This window comes from Neorickettsia helminthoeca str. Oregon (genome assembly GCF_000632985.1).
Classification (GTDB): Bacteria; Pseudomonadota; Alphaproteobacteria; order Rickettsiales; family Anaplasmataceae; genus Neorickettsia; species Neorickettsia helminthoeca.
This window is the reverse complement of record NZ_CP007481.1, coordinates 387,683-409,359: the sequence shown is the minus strand read 5'-3', so window position 1 is coordinate 409,359 and position 21,677 is coordinate 387,683. Positions and strand designations below refer to the sequence as shown.

Annotated in this window: 22 protein-coding genes and 1 tRNA gene; 14 read left to right on the top strand and 9 right to left on the bottom strand. The window is 40.7% G+C overall.

The genetic code is table 11. The annotated features are described in order from the left end of the window. The first annotated feature begins 22 nt into the window (after positions 1-22). From NHE_RS02040 to NHE_RS04205, 4 genes are all read left to right on the top strand, one after another. Positions 23-682 (top strand): CADD family putative folate metabolism protein, encoded by a 660-nt coding sequence (locus NHE_RS02040; protein ID WP_038560511.1) that lies wholly within the window; start codon positions 23-25, stop codon positions 680-682. Positions 683-737: 55 nt separating this feature from the next. Further along, entirely contained in the window at positions 738-1,961 is a 1,224-nt protein-coding gene (gene dnaX / locus NHE_RS02035; protein WP_232215033.1) for a DNA polymerase III subunit gamma/tau, read from the top strand. 206 nt (positions 1,962-2,167) lie between these two features. Further along, positions 2,168-2,506, top strand: coding sequence for a YbaB/EbfC family nucleoid-associated protein (locus NHE_RS02030; RefSeq protein WP_408633466.1), 339 nt, complete (start codon positions 2,168-2,170; stop codon positions 2,504-2,506). 20 nt (positions 2,507-2,526) lie between these two features. Further along, entirely contained in the window at positions 2,527-2,937 is a 411-nt protein-coding gene (locus NHE_RS04205) for an IS1/IS1595 family N-terminal zinc-binding domain-containing protein (RefSeq protein ID WP_051579577.1), read from the top strand. A 138-nt stretch (positions 2,938-3,075) separates the two neighbouring features. Here the strand turns inward: NHE_RS04205 and metK are convergent, their stop codons facing one another. After that, complete coding sequence (metK, locus tag NHE_RS02020; protein WP_038559441.1) at positions 3,076-4,245, bottom strand: methionine adenosyltransferase; 1,170 nt, start codon at positions 4,243-4,245, stop codon at positions 3,076-3,078. Between the two features lie 83 nt (positions 4,246-4,328). On the opposite strand from metK, the gene folK reads away from it, so the two are divergent. Both folK and folP read left to right on the top strand, forming a co-directional pair. Next, entirely contained in the window at positions 4,329-4,820 is a 492-nt protein-coding gene (folK, locus tag NHE_RS02015; protein WP_084473261.1) for a 2-amino-4-hydroxy-6-hydroxymethyldihydropteridine diphosphokinase, read from the top strand. Positions 4,821-4,924: 104 nt separating this feature from the next. Next, positions 4,925-5,710 (top strand): dihydropteroate synthase, encoded by a 786-nt coding sequence (gene folP, locus NHE_RS02010; RefSeq protein WP_232215032.1) that lies wholly within the window; start codon positions 4,925-4,927, stop codon positions 5,708-5,710. 187 nt (positions 5,711-5,897) lie between these two features. Here the strand turns inward: folP and NHE_RS02005 are convergent, their stop codons facing one another. From NHE_RS02005 to pstA, 4 genes are all read right to left on the bottom strand, one after another. Then, positions 5,898-6,680, bottom strand: a complete 783-nt coding sequence (locus NHE_RS02005; RefSeq protein WP_232215031.1) for a thiazole synthase — start codon at positions 6,678-6,680, stop codon at positions 5,898-5,900. Between the two features lie 132 nt (positions 6,681-6,812). Continuing rightward, positions 6,813-6,968 carry a twin-arginine translocase TatA gene (tatA, locus tag NHE_RS02000; protein ID WP_038559438.1) on the bottom strand — a complete coding sequence of 52 codons (156 nt, stop codon included), beginning with the start codon at positions 6,966-6,968 and terminating at the stop codon, positions 6,813-6,815. 18 nt (positions 6,969-6,986) lie between these two features. After that, a complete protein-coding gene (locus tag NHE_RS01995) occupies positions 6,987-8,000 on the bottom strand; it encodes an ABC transporter ATP-binding protein (RefSeq protein WP_038559426.1) in 1,014 nt (337 codons plus the stop codon). A gap of 6 nt (positions 8,001-8,006) precedes the next feature. Next, positions 8,007-9,200 carry a phosphate ABC transporter permease PstA gene (pstA, locus tag NHE_RS01990; protein ID WP_038559423.1) on the bottom strand — a complete coding sequence of 398 codons (1,194 nt, stop codon included), beginning with the start codon at positions 9,198-9,200 and terminating at the stop codon, positions 8,007-8,009. Positions 9,201-9,513: 313 nt separating this feature from the next. On the opposite strand from pstA, the gene NHE_RS01985 reads away from it, so the two are divergent. Next, entirely contained in the window at positions 9,514-10,920 is a 1,407-nt protein-coding gene (locus tag NHE_RS01985) for a UDP-N-acetylmuramoyl-tripeptide--D-alanyl-D-alanine ligase (protein ID WP_038559421.1), read from the top strand. 57 nt (positions 10,921-10,977) lie between these two features. On the opposite strand, the gene aspS is transcribed toward NHE_RS01985, so the two are convergent. Then, positions 10,978-12,762 carry an aspartate--tRNA ligase gene (gene aspS / locus NHE_RS01980; RefSeq protein WP_038559418.1) on the bottom strand — a complete coding sequence of 595 codons (1,785 nt, stop codon included), beginning with the start codon at positions 12,760-12,762 and terminating at the stop codon, positions 10,978-10,980. A 264-nt stretch (positions 12,763-13,026) separates the two neighbouring features. Between aspS and NHE_RS01975 the strand changes: the two genes are divergently transcribed. The 5 genes from NHE_RS01975 to NHE_RS01955 all read left to right on the top strand — a co-directional run bounded on the left by NHE_RS01975 (position 13,027) and on the right by NHE_RS01955 (position 16,899). Continuing rightward, a tRNA-His gene (locus NHE_RS01975) sits at positions 13,027-13,099 on the top strand. 91 nt (positions 13,100-13,190) lie between these two features. Further along, positions 13,191-14,711 (top strand): leucyl aminopeptidase, encoded by a 1,521-nt coding sequence (locus NHE_RS01970; protein ID WP_038559415.1) that lies wholly within the window; start codon positions 13,191-13,193, stop codon positions 14,709-14,711. A gap of 7 nt (positions 14,712-14,718) precedes the next feature. Next, a complete protein-coding gene (gene purN, locus NHE_RS01965) occupies positions 14,719-15,288 on the top strand; it encodes a phosphoribosylglycinamide formyltransferase (RefSeq protein ID WP_038559413.1) in 570 nt (189 codons plus the stop codon). A gap of 131 nt (positions 15,289-15,419) precedes the next feature. Further along, on the top strand, positions 15,420-15,977 hold the full coding sequence (locus NHE_RS01960) for a c-type cytochrome (protein WP_038559411.1): 558 nt from the start codon (positions 15,420-15,422) through the stop codon (positions 15,975-15,977). A gap of 187 nt (positions 15,978-16,164) precedes the next feature. Beyond that, positions 16,165-16,899 carry an alpha/beta hydrolase gene (locus NHE_RS01955; protein WP_038559408.1) on the top strand — a complete coding sequence of 245 codons (735 nt, stop codon included), beginning with the start codon at positions 16,165-16,167 and terminating at the stop codon, positions 16,897-16,899. Between the two features lie 47 nt (positions 16,900-16,946). Here the strand turns inward: NHE_RS01955 and NHE_RS01950 are convergent, their stop codons facing one another. The 3 genes from NHE_RS01950 to NHE_RS04520 form a co-directional block, all read right to left on the bottom strand. Next, entirely contained in the window at positions 16,947-18,590 is a 1,644-nt protein-coding gene (locus NHE_RS01950; RefSeq protein ID WP_232215029.1) for an aminopeptidase P family protein, read from the bottom strand. A gap of 312 nt (positions 18,591-18,902) precedes the next feature. Beyond that, a complete protein-coding gene (dnaQ, locus tag NHE_RS01945) occupies positions 18,903-19,601 on the bottom strand; it encodes a DNA polymerase III subunit epsilon (protein ID WP_038559403.1) in 699 nt (232 codons plus the stop codon). Next, a complete protein-coding gene (locus NHE_RS04520; RefSeq protein ID WP_084473259.1) occupies positions 19,585-19,755 on the bottom strand; it encodes a zinc-finger domain-containing protein in 171 nt (56 codons plus the stop codon). Before NHE_RS04520 ends, dnaQ begins: the two co-directional genes overlap by 17 nt. A gap of 158 nt (positions 19,756-19,913) precedes the next feature. Here NHE_RS04520 and mnmA point away from each other — a divergent pair, with 158 nt between their 5' ends. Together mnmA and NHE_RS01935 are read left to right on the top strand one after the other, a co-directional pair. Continuing rightward, the gene (mnmA, locus tag NHE_RS01940) at positions 19,914-21,023 is read left to right on the top strand and encodes a tRNA 2-thiouridine(34) synthase MnmA (RefSeq protein WP_038559400.1); all 1,110 of its coding nucleotides are present in this window, start codon (positions 19,914-19,916) and stop codon (positions 21,021-21,023) included. 98 nt (positions 21,024-21,121) lie between these two features. Further along, complete coding sequence (locus tag NHE_RS01935; protein WP_038559398.1) at positions 21,122-21,670, top strand: hypothetical protein; 549 nt, start codon at positions 21,122-21,124, stop codon at positions 21,668-21,670. Positions 21,671-21,677: the final 7 nt, after the last annotated feature.

Sequence of the window (21,677 nt, the reverse complement as noted above, 5' to 3'; positions counted from 1 at the left end):
GTGTCTTCCATATTTCTATTCGATGTTTACAAAAGAGTTGGAACCCCTATCCATACTGAAGCATGACTTCTATAAATCATGGGAGAGCGGAAACTTATCCAGAGAAGATCTCCAGGAGTATGCTTGCCAATACTTCAATCACGTCAATGAGACTCCAAGATACTTGAGTACAATTCACTCGAAGTGCAGGGATATCAAGGTAAGACAAGTCCTACTCGATAACTTGGTCGATGAGGAGAGAGGTGAGGAGAACCATCCAAAACTCTGGCTGGATTTTTGCGCTGCCCTGGGTCTCACACAGGAGAAAGTCAGAAATGCAAAGTTGCTTGGGGCGACAAAACAGCTCAGTGATACTTTTTTCAAGCTCTCTAGTAGTTCAGTTTCTGAAGGAATAGGAGCTCTATATGCATACGAAAGGCAAATTCCGGATATAGCTCGCGTGAAAATAGAAAGCCTTAAAAAGTTCTACGGAATCGAAAAAGATGAAGAGCTAAAGTTCTTCTCTGTCCATATTGAGGCAGACGAGTGGCATTCAGAGGAATGTGAAAATCTACTCAAAAGAATGAACTTATCAGAGATAGAAGTCGCGAAGGAGGCAGCACTAAAGCTCGCATCTGCCTTATGGAAGTTTCTTGATGGAATGGAACAAGTCAGGTTGACCAAGAATTACTTGAATGTTTAGTCAGAGTTACCAAAACATGTAGGGATCTGTTCATTGTTTAGAGTTTCAGCATCTTATGAGTGCACTAACTTTCCACTCTAACAATGATTTCTCTGGAAGAACGTTAAGAATGGCTTACATAGGACTAGCAAATAAGTATCGCCCCAGATCACTCAATGAGATCGTAGGACAGGATTTCCTAGTAAAGACACTTAGTGCCTCTATTGCGCTCGAAAAGGTCGCGAGTGCTTTGTTGTTTTCTGGATCTTATGGAACTGGAAAGACAACAGCTGCTAGAGCTATGGCGCTATCAATAAACTGTTCAGATCTTGAGAGTTCCCAGCCCTGCATGCAGTGCACTTCTTGTTCCGCTGTTCTTAGAAATTCACACCCCGATATCCTGGAGATCGATGCTGCAAGTAATACTAGTGTCGAAGACGTCCGAGTGATAATAGACAGTGTTTCATATAGACCTATACTGTCCAGATATAAGATCTACATAATCGATGAGGTCCATATGCTTTCACAGAGTGCCTTCAATGCGCTGCTGAAGATTTTGGAGGAGCCACCTGAACACATCAAGTTTTTCCTTGCTACAACTGAACTACAAAAAATTCCGTCGACTATAATTTCACGCTGTCAACATTTCAGACTTTCCAGATTAAGCAAGGAAATAATCTCTGCAAGAATCAAAAAAATCGCCGAGCTAGAAAAAATCAACATCACTGAAGATGCGATAGACTTTATCTCTGAGAAATCTGAAGGTTCCCTAAGAGATGGAATATCCATTCTAGAACAATCAGCGTTGCAACAAGATGAAGAGATAATCACACTCCAGCTCCTGAGAAGCAAGATGGGCCTTGTTGATATAACTGAAATGACATCATTGCTTGAGTCAATTACTTCAGGAGATTGTAGAGCTGCAATCGATACTTTCAACACCTTCTATCAAAAGGGGTACGACCCACTTACTATACTCGAAGATCTCATAAAACTGATTAACCGCAGGATACACACTTCACTGAACTCAAAGGATGAGACACAAATAAGCTTTCTCTCTCGTCTAGCAAAGTGTGTCCTGTCAAGTATGGAAGAGATTAAAGCGTTCAATAATAATCATGATGTGATTGAGCTTTCGATCGTTAGAATGTCATATCTAGCAGACCTTCCATCTCCAACTGAAATCGCTGAAATATTCAGTAGAAAATCTGCACCTCAAAGTATTCAGGAAAAACACGATTCAAGTGAGTTAACTGATTACGTACTAAAGGAATTCAAGGGTTCGAAATTGCTAGATTAGATATATATCACCTGACATAAGGAGTCTAAGCAAAGAGTCACTGAATGAAACCAACAGAATCCTAGAAATGATCAAGTGATTATTCAAATAATATGTTGATCGACACGGACAAGCGTCTAGAGGTGTTCAGATACTATAAACCAGCACTGATAGCTTAAGTGGAGCTGGCAAAGCTTCGGAAACAATGATACGATCCTCTTCGTGGTTTGAAAAATATATCTGTGGTAGTTCAAATGGATCTTCAGGGGATGCTTAAGGGTATGCAGAAAAAAATGAGCGATATACAAGAAAAGAAAAATGCTGCTCGATATTCAGGGGAAGCTGGTGGTGGATTAGTAAAGGTTACAGTCGATGGAAATTTAGATTTGCAAGAAATCAAGATAGATAATAGCTTGGAAGGCGAAGAAATGAGCATGATCGCTGATTTGATAATAGCGGCATACAATAACGCTAAGGAGGTCGCTAATGAAGATGATCAGTTTTCCGAAGATAACCTCCTGAAGAATTTTCCTCTTCCGTTTAACATGAAGAAACCACCATTCTAGAGCACAATTAAATTGTCGCTGTGCATTGCCCAAAGTGTAGTAGTACAAAGTTCATTAAAAGTGGTACCGTCAACGCTAAACAGCGATATAAATGCCTGGAATGCAAGTGCCAGTTTACTAAAAGCGAGAAGCAAGGTGCTCAACTTCGTCTAAAAATGCATGCTGTTCAGCTTTTCCTATCTGGTGTATCTATGAACTCAGTAGCAAAATTGTTTGATCTTTCTCCACCAACAATAATGCGATGGGTCAACCAGCTCAAGGAATTAATGAAGGATGATTTTCCGACAGAATTTTCCCAGTCGTCTGAGAAAAGCACATTGGAAATGATATATTCCACACTGGAAAGTAGTACAGATGTCGTACTCACACATATGAGTGAGGAACTACTATGCATAACACTGAAAAAGATTCCGAAAATGGATGAAGAATAATTTATAGCTACTATAGGAATCCCGAGACCTATCTGATAGAAGCCATTCTATCAAAACCTAGAGCGGTGCTACAGGCAAGCCTTTTCTAGACTGAAATCCACGACTACAGCAACACTCTTGGAACCCGAATCACAAAGCTCAATACGCAACTTTTGACAATACTTTAATTTCGCTCGATAAGAGGGGCGCTAGATCAAGATCCTCCCATTTGAAAGATAGATCTTCTGGATCATATTGATTTCCAAAATGCCCTCTGGAAGCTGTCTTGAGGTATATTGGTTTAGTTAAATGAAGAAGTTCACTTATTCCACGCGGTGAGGAATCTATATTGACCTCGATACGTGAAAGAAGATCTCCTTCTTTACATCGAGCTGTGCCATAAGTAGCTACCTGAAGTGTTAAAGGTCTATCGATGCCGATAGCATAACATAGCTGCACACCACATTGATGTGCCAAACCTGAAAATACAATGTTCTTAGCTATATACCGGGCCAGGTAAGCAGCTGATCGATCGACTTTTGTTGAATCCTTTCCAGAGAACGCACCACCTCCATTCGGGAGCATGCCGCCATAAGTATCGACAACTATTTTCCTTCCGGTGAGACCACAATCACTGATCGGTCCACCCTTAGTAAAGGAACCGGCCGGATTAATAAAGATGTTATCAGGATCTAGATTCCACGCACTCGGCAAGACAGCAACTATTTTCTCAAGAATCCTCTCTCGAAGATCTTTGAGAGTAACACTTTCAGGGTGCTGAACAGAAACAACGACGTTCGAAACACCTATAGGATTTCCGTAATGATCGTACTCAATAGTGACCTGACTCTTGCCATCTGGGCCAAATAAACGCTCTTGAACAACAGCTTGTAATATTCTCCTTGCGTAATACAGAGGTGCAGGCATCCCAACTGGTGTCTCATCGGTTGCATAGCCAAACATGATACCTTGATCCCCTGCCCCATGCTTAGCAGAACTCCGAACACCCGTAGCAATCTCAGATGACTGTTCATGAAGTAAGTTTACTATCTCCACTGACCCCCAGTCCAACAGATAGCTCGGATAACCTAAATGCTTCAAAAATAAACGCACTTCCTCTTCTATTTCTGCGTTACTGATTCTTGGGCCATATACTTCCCCGGCAATAATAATTTTCTTGTGACTCACCATGACCTCTATAGCTGTTCTTGAGCATGGATCTTTTTTGAGATACATATCCAGAATTAAATCAGAGATCTGGTCAGCAATTTTATCAGGATGTCCTGGAAGCACAGCCTCGCTAGTAAAATATCTAAATCCAAAACGCATGTTGCAGGAGAAATTTCTTGTACCTTAAGCAAAAATTATATGATACCATCACCTGTTTTCCTATTAAAAATGAACATTTTGCAATGGACCTGAGAAAAATTGTGATACTCGGACTCGGATCAAATATAGGTAACACGAGAAAAAACATCATCGAAGCGAGAAATAAGATTCCTATGAAAGATAAGATTCTCTCTCCAATTATCAAAACAAAAGCGCTACTCACGAAAAACGCCCCAAGCGCATGGGACATAGATTATCTAAACGCTATCGTTATCGGGAAACCATTATTTACTCCGCTAGAAACGCTACAGCGGGTAAAAAAAATAGAGAAACAGATGAAAAGGATAAAAATTGGTAAATATTCCCCACGAACAATCGATATAGATATTCTATTCTGGGGTGACAAGTTGATCACGGAAAGGTATCTTACAGCCCCACACAGAGAAGTACTAAAGAGATTTTTTACGTTGAAACCAATCGCATCAGTATGTCCACTCTTAATTCATCCTACTGCTGGTATTACTTTGAAACAGGCGTTCTCAAATTACTGCAGGAGAAATAAAATAGCTTCATGAGCGAGTAGAATGGTCACCAAGCTAATGAGGCACAGCATATAGATTGGAGAAATTATATAATTTACAATTCTCATCAGGATTCTCTCTGTTGCATGGAGATGGCTATGAAAATCATAGGAGTGCTAAATATTACTCCAGATTCTTTTTTCGATGGTGGTAAGTTTCTTGAGAAAGATGCTGCAATAGCGCACACTCTTTCGATGATCCAGGATGGTGCAGACGTAATAGATATAGGCGCTGAATCAACTAAGCCAGATGGGGTTTCCATCTCACAGAGAGAAGAAATAAAACGACTGGATGGAGTTCTTCAAGAGGTCATTGCATTATGCAGGAAACATAATGTTCTTACCTCGATTGATAGCTATAATCCAGAAACGGTAAGATTCGCCTTGGATAGTGGAATAAACCTCATCAACCCACAAAAGAACGTCGAAAAGATGGCAGAAATTCTCATGGAAAAAGGTAGAAATGATATTCCGATAGTACTCATGCATTCAGTGACTATTCCTGTAGAGATAGATGCGGATCTTCCTGATGATATAGACGTAGTAGAGACACTCAAAGCATGGTTCACAGAAAAGCTTACAATACTCGAATCCATAGGTATATCAAGAGAAAAGATCATCATTGATCCAGGTCTCGGTTTTGGGAAAACTACTGATCAGTGCAACACGATTATAAAAAGTATAGATAGCTTTAAATCTTTTTCTCTACCTATAATGCTTGGTCACTCGAACAAGAGGTTCGTAAGAAGGATAGAAAGCCAATGTGAAAATGTAAGATTCACTCTACCCATATCTGCAATACTGTTCGCAAAGAAAATCGATTACATCAGGGTCCACGAAGTCAGGGGCCATAGATTACTGCTTTCACACTTCTTCGAGCAATGATTTTAGTTCTGTAATCTGTTATTGCCAAATGAGCGTTATAACGCATTAAGCGCAAGTCTTACCAATGGAGCAGAGAGATCACCTCCTTCTTTTTGTCACCGAGCACAATTGAAGGAGCAAACACTGCTTCGAACAAGAAGTGCAACAGCACAACCACATTGCTTAATACCCAAGCGACACACACTTCTCAGGAGGAGCCAATACCTGAACTCTCTGACGATGCTGACGCAAATCTTTGAATTTCCATTCTTCCAGCAAGGTAACCCAGTCTACCTGAGCGTACCGCCAATTTCATTGCCTCAGCCATTTGTACTGGGAAACGTGCCTTCGCTATCGATGTATTAATGAGAACCCCATCACATCCAGCTTCCATAGCCACCACAGCATCAGATGGCGTCCCAACTCCAGCATCCACGATCACCGGGATCCTAGACTGTTTTATGATAACTTTCAAATTAAACAAATTCTGTATCCCTAAACCCGATCCTATAGGCGCTGCGAGTGGCATCACCGCTACTGCACCCATATCCTCCAGCTTCTTACACATTACAGGATCGTCATTACAGTAAGGCATCACTGCGAATCCCTCTTTCACAAGAATTTCCACGGCTTTGAGAGTAGCTTGCATATCCGGATAAAGAAATTCCTTCTCAGAAAAAATTTCCACTTTTACTAAATTCCAACCACCAATTTCACGCGCAAGCACAAGATGACGTACCGCTTCTTCGGCATCGAAACAAAAAGCTGTATTAGGAAGATAAGTATATTTCCTAGGATCAATATAATCCTGTAGAGTTTCACGTTTTCTATCGGTAATATTGACTCTTTTCAGAGCAACTGTGACTATTTCCGTACCTGAAGCCTCTATCGCCTGGGCAGTTTCAGCGAAGTCCGCATACTTGCCGGTACCGACTATCAATCTAGATACAAAACTCCTATTAGCAATCTTTAATGGATCAGTCATAAGCATAGCACGAAAAATAGTTGCAGACCTACACTTGGGCAGAATGCCTAGTCGGTCATGGAGCTATAAGAAAGAAATCCTAAGTGGGATACAGTAATTAATGAATATGCTGCATCCCACAATCAATTTGAGAAGACGCTACCGTTCAGCTTTTTTCTCAGACTCTTTTAATTCCTCCTTGAGACTCCTCAAACCCTTGCCCAAATCCGCAATGACTTGTGGCAACTTACCAGCTCCGAACAGGACAAGTATTATAAGGAAAACAAGCAGTATCTGCCAGGGCCCTAATGCCATAAAAAACCTCCTATAAGATCAATTAAAAAAGATCAGATTTTCCACCTCCAATCGAAGAAAGATTCTATCATATTTTCTTGGTAAAATATCTAAAAAGGATTTAATCCAGTACCTTTTTCCACCTAACTCGACTCTGATCATTCTAGAAAACTTTCTCACTTCGCAAACAACTGCTTCAACACCTTCAGCACTCGAACATACCTTGATTCCTTCCGGCCTTACATATGCATTTTTCGCAATAGCATCTGGAACTCGAGAATTCATTTGGTACTTACCAAAGTCACATAGAAATTCACCTTCGACAATTCTTCCCTCTACTGGATTTATAATTCCAAAGAGCTCCGCTGTTTTATGGTCTTTTGGTTTATCGTAGACCTCGTCAGGCAAGCCAGTCATGATAATTTTACCATCACGTATGACTACAAGCTTATCTGATACTTCCAATGCTTCATAAGGATCGTGCGTCACAATGACTGTTGTTAATCCCTTTTCTTTGATAAGAGAAATCACCTTTTCCCTGATGTTCATTCTTAAAGTAGCATCTAAACTTGAGAAGGGTTCATCCAACAAAAGAATGCCAGGAAACTGCGCAAAAGCTCTAGCAAGTGTTACCAACTGCTGTTGACCTCCTGAGATCTGAAAAGGCATCGAATTGCTATATTGACTCATACCTACCAGTTCAAGCATTTCTGAGGCAATTTTCCTTGGATTTCCCTTGTTTACGGCGAACTGTACATTATCAAAAACCGTTTTGTTGGGAAAAAGAGAAGAATGTTGAAAAATCATTGCAATATTCCTCTGTTCGGGGGGAAGACTCACTTTATCAGAAAAATGAAACACCATCTTATCAAGGATTTTGATGCTACCAGCAATCGGGGACTCAAGACCGGAGATCAATCTTAGGAGAGTCGACTTCCCACTACCTGATTCACCAATCAGGCATACAATCTGACCAGTATCACAGTCGAAGCAAATATTTTTTAAAGAAAAATTCTGATAATTATGGGCAACTCCCTGCAAAGATAAGCTCATGTAATCTTAATAAAAATCATAATGAAATATCTTCCTAATGAGATAAACGACACAGTTCAGAAGGAATAATAACAGCAGCAATATCAAGATTATAACAGAGGTCTTTTCAGTCATTGCAATATCGGAGCTGGTTGCCCAGATGTAGATTTGTACTGCAAATACGTTTGCGGGCTCAGTGATCTTGGAAGGAATATTACCTACGAATGCAACCATCCCTATCATCAAAAGTGGTGCAGATTCCCCTATAATCCTGGCTATACCCAAGACGGTTCCAGTCATAATTCCGGGTACTGATAGAGGTAGAACATGATGCAGAATCACCTGAACCTTCGAGGCGCCAAGAGCAAAAGCTGCTTGTTTGATAGTATCCGGTACACTCCTGATCGCATGAAGAGATGAAATCACCAGAATCGGAAACATCATGAATGCAAGAGTCAATCCGCCTACAAGAGGAGAGGACCTGGGTAAACCAAGAAAATTGATATAGAAAGACAGACCAAGTACACCGAAAATAATTGGAGGTGTAGATGAGAGATTATTGACGCTTACTTCAAGGATCCGAGTGATATTACCCTTTCCGAGATATTCCCCTATCCATAACGCAGTTAGGACACCTACAGGAAAAGATACAAGCAGACTAACGAAAATCGTGTACAGCGAACCAACTAACGCACCCATTATACCGGTCTGACTACTATCCCTGGAATCAGGATTGGTAAAAAGCTTATAATTGAACGTTTTCTTCAGTAGAGCGCGCTCATCGAAATACTTTAATATTCTGCGCATTTCCGGGTTCGAGGTTCCTTTATACTTGTGAAGCACGTCTCCTTCGCCTGAAATAGTAATCCAGATTTTCTTTTGCTCTTTGTGTATGGCATCCATTACTTCGTGTGTGGAATAGTTACTAAGGAAATTCATCAGAGTAAAAATATCCGTTTCCCAGGGAATTTGTATCTTTAGATACTTAATAAGCTTTTCACGTATCTGATAACGTGAGTCCTTTGTTGTAATCCCTATTTCATCCAGATCAATAAAAAACTTTGTCTGTTGTAGCCCGTTATATGCCCCAGAAAAAATACTGAACAGCATCGTAAACAGTAAGAACACTGGCACAAACGCACAAAGAATGCAGAAAAGCGAAAAAATCTTATTTACAAAACCGCGCTTCGTGAGTTTAAGACGAAGATAATTGATATTCATTATCTAAACTTTCCTCAAGATCACATAATTATACTGCGATAACGAGAAACAACTCAAATAAGTACCTTAAATCACAACTTTAGAAAACGAGTATAGAGATAAATTTATCATCCAAGAATAGTTTAATTATCTTATCTCTTTCAAGGATAAATATCCTGATATACACTCGAAACTAGTCATTCATGAATATATAATGAAGTCAATCTTTTTTAAAAGGCATAATAAAGTATTAAAAATTGAATTTCTTTGCTTTACTTTTTTTATAAAATAAATAACATGTCTTGTCAGTGGATAATCTCTTGGAGGTTTTAAGATGATTCTCACTCCAAACCTCATCAGAAGCGTATTAAAAGCAGAAGTAATATCAAAGTATGATGTAAGGATCGATATTTCGAAGAGCAGATTTTCCATAGACAGTAGGACTATAGAAAAGGGTGAAATATTCATTGCAATCAAGGGTGAGAGGTGTGATGCGCATACTTTCATAGAATCTGCTTATCTGAATGGAGCATCAGCGATCATCACCAGAAAGCATCTTGAATGTCCAGAATTAGCGATTCCCATTATCAAGGTCGATGATCCGGTTGCAGCAATGCAGAAATTAGCTACTATGCTTATAAGAGAGTACCAACCTATCGTCATAGGTATCACCGGTAGTAATGGGAAAACCACTTCGAAGGAATTCACTGCAGCCTTGTTAAGAAACTATGGAGAAACGCATTGTAATGCGGGTAATTTGAATAGCCTGATCGGTCTACCATTGAGCGTTCTCAATACTGATTTCCCATGTAAATTTCTTGTTCTAGAAATGGGAATGCTACATCATGGAGATATAGACCTACTAAATCGGATAGCCTTACCGAAGGTCACCATTATAACAAATATTGGTTCTGCCCACATAAAGTTTCTAGGATCGCAAGAAGCTATAGCACTCGAAAAAGCTAAAATATTTCAAAATGGATGCCCGGTAGTACTTAATCCCAATGCACCCTACAGTGATCTACTCATAGAAAGGGCGAAAGAAAGCAATTCGACCATCTTATCATTTGGTGAAGGGAAAGACTGTGATATCAAATTGCTTGACTATTCAAACAGCAGAGTTTCTATTGAAATATATGGTGCTAGATATACATATCAATTTCCTAATTATGGATTACACTTCGTGTATGATAGCTTAGCTGCGATAGGAGTGGCAAAGGCATTGGAGTTAGATATCACAAATGAGTTACTAGAGAACACTTTCTCGACTTTTCAGCCATCGAAGGGTAGAGGCGAGCATCACAATTTCAGTATAGACGGCAAAAAGATCACTGTAATAGATGATACATACAATGCAAACTATGAATCCATCTCAGCGCTGATTAAATATGTTCAATCCACCTATTCGGATATGAGGGTAATAACAATCATTGGCTCGATTGGTGATATGGGAGAAAGAGCAGAGGAATTCTATAGAAAACTCGCCGAAAGAGTGGGATCACTGGAATCCCTAATACTTATAGGAACAGATAAGATATCTATACTCAAGGAAAGCTTAGCAAATAGTGTAGCTCTCTATGCTGATGTGGATGAGTTAATCAATAATTTTTATAGAGATCATCCGCTGACTCAGGATACTGTTATAGCAATAAAGGGATCACGCTTTATGAATCTTGAAAAATTCGTACAGCACATAATAGCGAAAGCAGATCAACTGTTACCACTCGAATCAATCTCCTAGGGAGTGTAGCGATTCCATGCGATATCGCATCACCGCAAGCAAGAATCAGGACTCCACCTATCTCATTAATTTGATTCCACACTCTGAAAGGCGTTTTTCATCAACAATAGAAGGTGCCTTCATCATAAGATCCTCGCATTTCTGGTTCATCGGAAATGCAATTACTTCCCTTATGTTTTCTTCATCTGCGATAAGCATTACCATCCTATCTATGCCGGGCGCTATTCCAGCATGCGGCGGAGCTCCATACTGAAACGATTCCACCAATGCACCAAAACTTTGATCAACATAATCCTTATCAAAGCCTAGTATTTCAAATGCGCGATACATGATATCTGGTCTATGATTCCTGACTGCACCGCTGGAAAGCTCGATTCCATTACAGACAATATCATACTGTTGAGAAATAATCTCCAACGGATCACCTTCAAAGGCGCTGACTCCATCCTTGGGCATTGAGAAAGGATTATGTGAAAAATCTAACTTACCGGTTTTTTCATCCAATTCGAAATAAGGAAAATCGACAATCCAACAGAATCTAAACTCAGATGGATCAATTAAAGCCAGCTCCACTCCTAGCTTTTTCCTTACCCCACCAGAAATTCTCTCGACGTTATGTCTGGCGTCGCATGAGAAAAAAATCGCATCATTCTCCTTAAGTTGAGCGCCTTGTACTATCATAGCTATCTGCTCTGAAGAGAGAAATTTTGCAATCGGCCCCTTTGGAATACCAGCCTCAAAAGTTATATAAGCTAAACCCGAAGCTTTAAGTTCTTCCATTGCGTAGTTGATACTGTCATCGAAGAACTTCCTCGATTTTGCGCCACATCCGGGTGCTGGAATTCCACGTACTAATGCCCCCTTCTCTACTTTCTCTCTGAAAATGGAGAAATTAGATTCACGAAAAACAGTAGTAAAATCCGTGATTTTTATTGGATTTCTAAGATCGGGCTTATCTGTACCGTATAGGAGCATCGCATCCTTATAAGAAATACGAGGAAACTCTGAATGAATCCTCTTATCAGAATATTTGGAGAAAATTTTTATCAAAAGTTTCTCCATAAGACAGAAGATGTCTTCCTGCTCAACAAAAGACATTTCTAGATCCAGCTGATAGAACTCACCTGGAGACCTATCTGCTCTCGAATCTTCATCCCTAAAACATGGTGCTATTTGGAAGTACCTATCAAAGCCAGCCACCATGAGCAACTGCTTGAACTGCTGCGGCGCCTGAGGAAGTGCATAAAATTTACCTTTATGTATTCTACTCGGGACTAAATAATCTCTCGCGCCCTCAGGTGAAGAAGCTGTAAGTATTGGGGTCTGAAACTCAATGAAGCCCTCAGCTTCCATGAACTTCCTAATCTCAGAGATAATATGCGAGCGAAGTACAATATTCTTCTTGAGATCAGATCTCCTTAGATCCAAATACCTGTACCTCAGGCGCGTCTCTTCAGGTTGAGGAAATTCAGATTCTATCTGCAGAGGTAACGGATCGGCATAAGATTGCACAAACCATGACTTTACAAACACCTCCAAGTCACCGCTTTTCAAGGATGTATTTATCGTTTCAGCTGATCGTCGTTTAACTAAACCCTCAATCGTCACGACACTTTCATACGGAATAGCGGTGAACTTGTGAAAATCTCTAGTTTCTTCTGACGCGACAAGCTGTATTGTTCCATACGCATCCCTGAGATCAATGAAGAGGATCGAACCATGATCCCTTTTCCTGAAAACCCATCCAGAAAGTCTTATCACTTTCTCCAGATAGGTATCTGATACTTCACCGATGCTACAGTCTCTATACTTCGATTTAAACAAAACAACCCCCTGAAACATACGCCCACATCCAAGCATCCACTGAATCAGTTGTGTCTTGGGCTAGGACATGCCATCTGCGCCATCCACAGATAAACAGCTGGAGAAATTATAACTCGTTCCAATTAGAACTCAATCATAGACATTCCAGATGACTTGTCGATTGACAATGTCTGTGACATATAGGACATACATAAAAGAAGCCACATGGATCACACAAATTAAATTTGATAGATTCACGATATTCTTGTACAATTCCCTGCGATGGTTTCATGCATGGTCATGGCGGATGTAGCTCAGTTGGTAGAGCGCCAGTTTGTGGTACTGGATGTCGCCAGTTCGAATCTGGTCATTCGCCCATAGCTATCCCTGATTTCTCAGTTCGAGGGTGTACCTGCGCCGTGCAATGGTGAAAACTGGATCTTTTCTTTTTTATTTCTAGGAGTGTTATGGAGATACTTTTTTCGAGTCCGGTGGACGTAATGCAGAACGAGTCTGTGATTTTTGTCGGTCTATACGAAAATACTGACCTTTTTGGAAGAATTTCGGTATTGGATCAACAGAGCTCATCTTTCATTTCCAAGGCACTGAAGTCCAGCACGTTTACAGCGAAACCTGAAGAAAGCCTATCAATCTTTGTAAACGACTTAGTTGAAGGATATCCAGAGCTTAGGCAAATAATCCCAGTAGGACTTGGTAAGCAAGCGGATTTTGACTCCCTAAGCGCTGAAAAGCTTGGTACACAAATCACTTCCATTATGAAGTCCTATAAGATTTCAAAGGCTTCAGTTCTACTCGATGGAATAAAGGATGAATATGCAGTGAATATCGCCTTTGGTATCAAAGCGAAGGACTATGTATTCGACAAGTACAAAACCCAGAAAAAAGCTGAGGAAAAAACACATCTTCTGGAGTCTGTCACTCTCGCTGTAGAAAATCATGAGCATGCTTCTTCTATTTTTAAGGAGAAGGTAGAGCCACTCTTGGAAGGCATCACTTTAGCAAAAAATCTTGTAAATGAACCAGCAAATACTTTGAATCCGGATTCATATGCAAATATAGTAAAGGATATAAACAAAACTTCCCCGAATTTGAAGGTCGAAATCCTCGATGAAAAGGCCATGCAGAAACTAGGCATGAACGCTCTTCTAGGTGTCGGACAAGGAAGTGCTTGTCCATCAAAGCTTGCGGTGGTGAAGTATAACGGATCATCAAATAAAGATGATCCAACTATTGCTCTGGTAGGGAAAGGTGTGACTTTCGATACTGGAGGCGTTTCTTTGAAACCAAGTAGAGGAATGTGGGATATGATTTCTGACATGGCAGGTTCTGCTGCAGTGCTTGGAGCTATATCTGCATTAGCAAATCAGGGTGTCAAAGCGAATGTGGTAGCTGTACTAGGAATCGTCGAAAACGCAGTCTCAGGAAATGCGCAACGTCCCGGCGATATAGTGAAATCTGCATCCGGCCAGACAATCGAGGTTTTAAATACAGATGCCGAAGGACGGTTGGTCCTTGCAGATGCGCTATGGTACGCGCAAGAACACCTAAAAGCGAAACATGTCATAGATGTCGCAACACTGACAGGTGCAATCGTTGTGGCACTTGGTCACGATCACGCAGGACTGTTTTCCAATAACGATGCGTTAGCAGAGAAACTCCTACAAGCAGGAGGTAAAGTCGGTGAGAAACTATGGAAGATGCCTATGTCCAAGAATTATGATGAATTGATAAATTCAGATGCCGCAGATATGAAAAATATTTCCACCAAAGGTCACGGTGCGGATAGTATAACTGCAGCTCAATTCTTACGGCGGTTCATCAAAGACGATACACAATGGGCTCATCTTGATATAGCCGGTGTCGCTTGGAATAATAGTACTTCGCATATTTCACCTAAGGGAGCTTCCGCGTTTGGAGTACGGCTATTAACACAATTCGTATCTGACATAGCTGAAAAGTCAGCTTGAGGTATTCGTGGAGAAACGTATCGCGATTCTTATTTCAGGTAGGGGCTCTAACATGAAGTCCCTACTTGATTTCTCCTTAAACGAAGGAAGGGGAATCTTTAAAGTTTCCGTTGTTATTTCGAATAATCCAACCGCAGCCGGTATACAAACTGCATCTGAATATGGAATAGAAGTAAAAGTATGCAAGTCGGAGAAGGAGATTCTTGAGACCTTACACAACAAGAAGGTAGCTCTGATATGCCTAGCAGGATTCATGCGCGTACTGAGCGCAGAATTTATATCGAATGTTGGCTGTAAGATCATCAATATTCATCCCTCTTTGTTGCCCTCCTTCAGAGGCTTGAACGCACAAGAGCAAGCGCTCTCTGCTGGCGTAAAAATCGCCGGATGCACTGTACATTTTGTCACGGCAAAAATCGATGCAGGAGAAATAATCATGCAGGGAGCAGTACCGGTCCTAAAAGGTGATACGGTTGACTCACTGAGTGAGCGAATACTGAAAATGGAACATAAATGTTTCCCCCTTGCGGTAAAAAAAATCCTTAGTAATTCCCAAACAGAAAGTTATCTTTTTTGACCCTGGATACCCGTCATGCCAAGCACTAGCTCTAAAGCTGACAACACTTGAGTTATGCCCATTGAAGAAATGCAACATTTGCGTGTATTATTTTGTAGATAGGAGGATACATAGCCTTTGCACCTAGTTTAATGAAAAATCTTGAATCTAATAAACTTTTTGCATCCGTACTCTTGGTTGGAATAACGATCCTGTCAGTGAGTAACATCGTTGATTTTCTTTATCATCCGAAGGAAGTTGCACAATATGGATACGTCGCTAATGTAGAGCAACATAGCGCATCTTCTACTGGATCAATAGCATCCTTTGACCCTGCAACTGCAGATTTAGCTGATCTTTTCAAGAATGCAAATTTGGAAGCGGGCCAAAAAATATCTAAAAAATGTATTGCCTGTCACACATTTGAAAATGGGGGACATAATAAAGTCGGACCTAATTTATGGGGTATTCTTGGTAAGAATAAGGCTCATTTGGGGGATCGTTTTAAATATTCAAAGGGACTCCTAGAAAAGGGTGGAACTTGGGACTATAGGTCAATGGTGCAGTTCTTATACAAGCCAAGCGCTTACATTAAAGGGACTAAGATGGCTTTTGCTGGTCTTTCGAAGCCTGAGGAGATTGCCAATCTGGTGGTGTACCTGAGAAGCTTGTCTGATTCACCCGAAGCTCTACCAGGTAATACACAGTAGGAGAGCGAGGCTTTCTAGATCTGTTCTTGGAGCCACTACCCAATAGAGATGAAGCTGGGTCAGGGTTATCCATTCCATAGTGGGCGCTTGTGCATGTTTGGGAAGGTCTCAAGAATGAAGTAGTGCTGATGTATGGATATTTTTCATTGTGGAAACTAAAATTATGGAAAGTTAAAATTGGTGTGTGATGCAAACGAAGTACTTGGACACGTCTCATGGCAGAATTGCCTATCAGACCTTTGACAATAATCCTGAAGTTGGCGTTCTTTTCATGACTGGTCTCGCATCAGATATGTCAGGAAGGAAGTCTGAGCGCTTAAGGAGTTTTTGTGAAAACAATCAAGTTGCATTCACGAGATTCGATTACTTTGGCCATGGCCGTTCTGAGGGAAGTTTTCTACATGGAAATATAAGCAAATGGACCGAAAATGCGCTCGAAGTGTTAGAGCGAGTCACCACAGGGAAACAGATTCTAGTTGGCTCAAGCATGAGTGGCTGGATGATGTTTAAAATAGCGGAGAAACATCCTGAAAAAGTTAAAGGGTTAGTCGGAATCGCTGCTGCGCCCGACTTCACGGAAGATTTCCTTGAGGGACTAACTCATGAGACAAAACAGGCTTTAGAAAAAAATGGCTATTTTACATTCACACGCAATCGAGACGAGAAGTTAGTAATCACGAAGACGCTCCTCGATGATGGAAAAAAAAATCTAATACTAACACAAAGAATAAAGGTACCCTGCCCGGTCGTATTATTACACGGACTAGCTGATGACATCGTTTCTTATAGAAAATCCATTGAACTAGCAGAGCTCATTGAGTCTTCGCCCGTAGAAGTTCGATTGATAAAAGGCGCTGATCATAGTATGAGTGATCCTACAAGTATTACTGTACTCACCGATACTGTTAGAGCACTTATTTAACTGGAATAATCCATCTATTCTCCATTGGTGCTCTGCTCAGTGGGATTTCAGTTAATGGCGCTAGAAAAGATGTCACTCCTCACTGCTTTTATTGAGTCCGAATACTCTTCTAGCCAGGCACTCTCTTCATTGGAGAGCATGTTAGACAGTATTAATTTCTCCTCGAATGGCACAAGCGTGAGTTGCCTGAAACCAAGAAATCCATCACCAAGCCCAGTGACATACATAAGGTTTTCAATTCTTATTCCGTATTTACCTTCGAAATAGAGGCCAGGCTCATTCGAAATAATCATGCCAGGCTGCAACGGAACATTATTCCCAAAGGAATGTGGCCCTTCGTGCACGTTCAGGAAACTTCCGACACCGTGACCAGTACTGTGTCCATAATCTAACTTGTATTTCCACAATTTCGACCTCGCTATTGCATCTAGTTGCTTGCCCGTCGTACCTACAGGAAATATCACCATGGCAAGTGAAATATGAGCTTTCAGGACTAACGTATAATGGAAACATTGTTCTTCAGTCGGCTTCCCTATAGCGATCGTGCGAGTGATATCAGTGGTACCATCAAGGTATTGTGCTCCGGAGTCACATAGATACAGATTACCAGACTCAAAATTGAGATTACTCTTCTCAGTAGCATGATAATGAACAATCGCACCATTTGCTCCAAATGCAGATATTGTAGGAAAACTCGCGGAATAAAATAAATCCTGTTCTTTTCTAAATTTCAGTAGGACTTTTTCTGCTTCTATTTCACTGGTATCCTGATTATTTTTCAGCCAATCCAGGAATCCCATAAAAGCAATCGCATCCCGCTTATGCGCAGAAATAGCACCATTAATCTCAGTGTCATTTTTGCACGCCCTGAGCAACACTGATGGATCAGTCATATGGATAATTTTTTCTTCCCCTATCAAACTGAGGTAATATACACTAGTGTTCCGCTCATCCAGGAGTACCGAATCCAAGGAGGCTAGATATATCTCCAAATCATCTAATGAAAGAATCTCTATATGCGCCTCCAGAAAAGGTGATTTCTCAAATTTACAATGAGTGAATACCTTAAGTAAGCCATTCGGATAAAGAATTCCCCTGCAACATAGCACCGGAATACAATCAAGATCAGAGCCACGTATATTTGCTAACCAGCAGACAGATTCAGAATTCGAAAAAAAATATCTATTTTGACCAATGGCATCTAGTACGGCAGAACACTTTTCCTTACTACTCAGGCCAGCATATCTTATATCATGAGATCTCACTTCAGATTTTATGGGAGTATCTCTTTCCCAGATCAGATCGATAGGGTTCTCATTGACGGGAATCATTGTGCATGGAAAGAGCTTCAAAGTCTCTTCGGTGAGCAATTTTGGGTCATAACCTATTTCCTCGATATTGTCTCCGCGGATGGCTAATAATATCGAAGTGTGACCAGCATCCAAGATTGTATAATGTTCATGAAGTTCGTTCTTTGCCTGGATCAGGTATCTGGAATCAGTGAAAAAATATACCTTTTCCTGCGTGACGATCACCATCGCAAATGAACCAGTGAATCCAGTAAGCCAAGCAAGTCTGTTATTGGATGCCAAAGGGTATTCCAGAAGGAATTCATCATTAATTGGTATGAGGAAAGCTTTTAATCCCAGCTTTCTCATCACCGACCGAAGTGCTATTAACCTTTCTTCCATCTTGAGCATACAAAAAACTCACACAGCTAGAGTGTAATCCAACAATAAATAGCATGATAGTCAAACTAAGCTACTGGAAGAGGAATCTCTATCGCAGATTTTTGTGAAAATTTGGTAACAGTTGATCTGCTTTCGCTATTATGTGCTGTACGAATTTTTCAAGATTCATAAAGCGTGATCCCTTTATTGCTATAACAGTATCCTGAGTCAGCGGATGATCTCTATAAAAATTATTGATTAACTCATCCACATCAGCATAGAGAGCTACACTATTTGCTAAGCTTTCCTTGAGTATAGATATCTTATCTGTTCCTATAAGTATTCTGTGTCCTCAGATAATATTTCATCCCAAATCGGATTCTTGATACGCTTGATAAGTTCCGCATGACCTAGCATTTCCTCATGAGTATTAAGAAATTTTCTGGCCTCTAACGTGACTGAAGTGGAAGCGCTATCACTTAACTCCTTTACAAAGCTGATATTGCCCTGATTACCTTTACTCAATTCTATGTAGACACGCGCTAGAAGCTGTGCATCTAGCAAGGCGCCATGCGTTGTTCTTTGTTCAAGGGAAATTCTAAATCTCCTACACAACGCATCCAGTGATGCCGGGGAACCGGGAAACATTTTTCTAGCTATTGCTAAGGTATCTATGACATTTTCTGGTTTTATTATTGTCCTACATCTGGCTCTCATAAGCTCTGAATTAAGGAATCTCACATCAAAGCTTGCGTTGTGGGCAACAACACTGGCAGAGCCTATAAAAGCTATGAATTCATCTGCGATTTCGTTAAATTTGGGACTATCTTGTAATTGATCCAAAGTAATACCGTGCACTCGTGTTGCTTCTTTGGAAATTTCACGCTCTGGATTCAAGTAAACATGGAAGACATTTCCTGTAAGAAACGAATCGATCACCTCCACGCAACCGATCTCTATAACACGATCTCCATTCTTTATATCCAGACCAGTAGTCTCAGTATCCAGTACAATTTTACGATTCCGAGTCATCAACCCTTCTCCTATAGACAAACATAACTCCACAGTAAGGACAGCTAACCTTCCCTTCTCTCTGTAGGTCCAGATATATTAAAGGATGCATAGAATCTGTTTCCCCAGAGCAACTAACTCGAGTATCGGATGTGTAAAGAATAGGTTTTTCCATACGTAAATGTCTTGCGCACAATTCAAATATACCACGCGATTAATATAACATTGGTTACTATGGTAGTTCCATTCCACGAACAATATACTTCAACCAGGCGCTAGCCGTTATCAATAGGATATGTAATTCTTACGTGATAACTCTCTCAATGTTAAGGTATGCTGGATTTCATGGAAATAGCACCGGGTAAGCTTCCAAGAGATACAAAGGTCATGGTCGCAATGTCAGGCGGGATAGATAGCTCAACTGTTGCAGCATATCTTCACCAACTCGGATACCAAGTTATCGGAGTGACGCTGCAACTCTACAGCTCTAATGAGGTATCGCAAACCAGGAAAAAAACTTGTTGCGCCGGTTCGGATATATTCGATGCGAAAAGTGTAGCGGCACAATTTGGATTCCTACACTACGTGATAAACATGGAAGATACCTTCAAGAAAGAAGTAATAGAGGATTTTGCAGAGTCCTATCTGAAGGGTGAGACACCCATACCATGTGTCAAATGTAATCAAACGGTCAAATTCAGAGATCTTTTGAAGATAGCAAAAAGCCTGAACGTCGATGCTCTCGCAACAGGACATTATGTTAGGAGGGTCATCGCAAAAAATAGTATAGAGCTACATAAAGGTGTGGATTCCTTAAAAGATCAAAGTTACTTTCTGTTCAACACCACAAAGGAACAATTAAAATTCCTACGATTTCCATTGGGAAATCTCAAAAAAAGCGAAACAAGAGATCTTGCGCGAGAATTGGGAATAACTATATCAGAGAAATCGGAAAGCCAGGATATATGCTTTGTGAAAAGTCGGTCATATGCAGACATAGTGGAAAAATTCAAGCCAGGTAGCCAAAGAGCGGGTAAAATAGTGGATCTACAAGGAAAAGTGCTCGGAACTCATTCGGGAATACTGCATTACACCGTCGGACAAAGACATGGTCTGAATATTTCAGCATCAGAGCCTCTCTATGTGATAAAGATAGAGGATGTCACCAACACAATCGCTGTTGGACCACGTTCAGCACTGAAGAGAGATTCATTATATATAAGGCAATTAAACTGGCTAGACAATCAGGAATTAATCCCTGCCATGGAGGTCGAAGTAAAATTAAGATCAGGATCTGAAGTGGTAAAAGCAAGTCTTTTCCCTCAAGAAGAGAGATTAAAAATTACACTACATGAGGAACCCAAATGTGCTATAGCGCCAGGTCAAGCATGCGTAATGTATCGCGGTACCAAAGTGTTAGGGGGTGGCTGGATTATGAAATAACACCAGCTATATAGACCAGATAAGGATTAGCAGCTCACCCTGTACGAATAAGGTATAATTAGATTATACTATCTTGCAAAGTAAAATAGCGTTGTAACTTGTCTTCCGAAAGCATCCCTGTATCCGCTAGAATAGCATCAAGGTTGAACCATCTTATCTGGGCGCTCGTAGCATCGGCGTCTACAGTTTTTGTTATATTGCTCCTTCTGGAGCGCTTTGGTGTCTTAAAAAAATGCGCAAGGTACCTCTATGGTAAATCTTCTTCATGGCTCAGTAATCTCTCTCATACCTTAGAGGTGCACTTTACCCCAAATAAGACCGCCTTGGCACTTCTTTGTACATTTGGAATCCTCGTTTCACTTCTCGCAGGTTTTCTTTCTAAGGAATCCAGCAAGATTTCTAAGACCCTGTATAACTTAGAACACAAATCTGAAGATCCGCATAACTTAAAAAGCGTGGTAACAGAGACGAGTTGGCAGTATGTTGAGGAGATTGACGCCTATCCTACAATTCATTTAGAAGCGGGCCCTGATAAAGTAGTAGACCCTGCTAAGCTACATACAACAGTAACACAGAGGTCTATAAGGGGGAAAAGTTGCCTATGCGTTACTGAAGCCAGGCCCCGTCCTGTAACTGTAGTATGGTAACCATCTG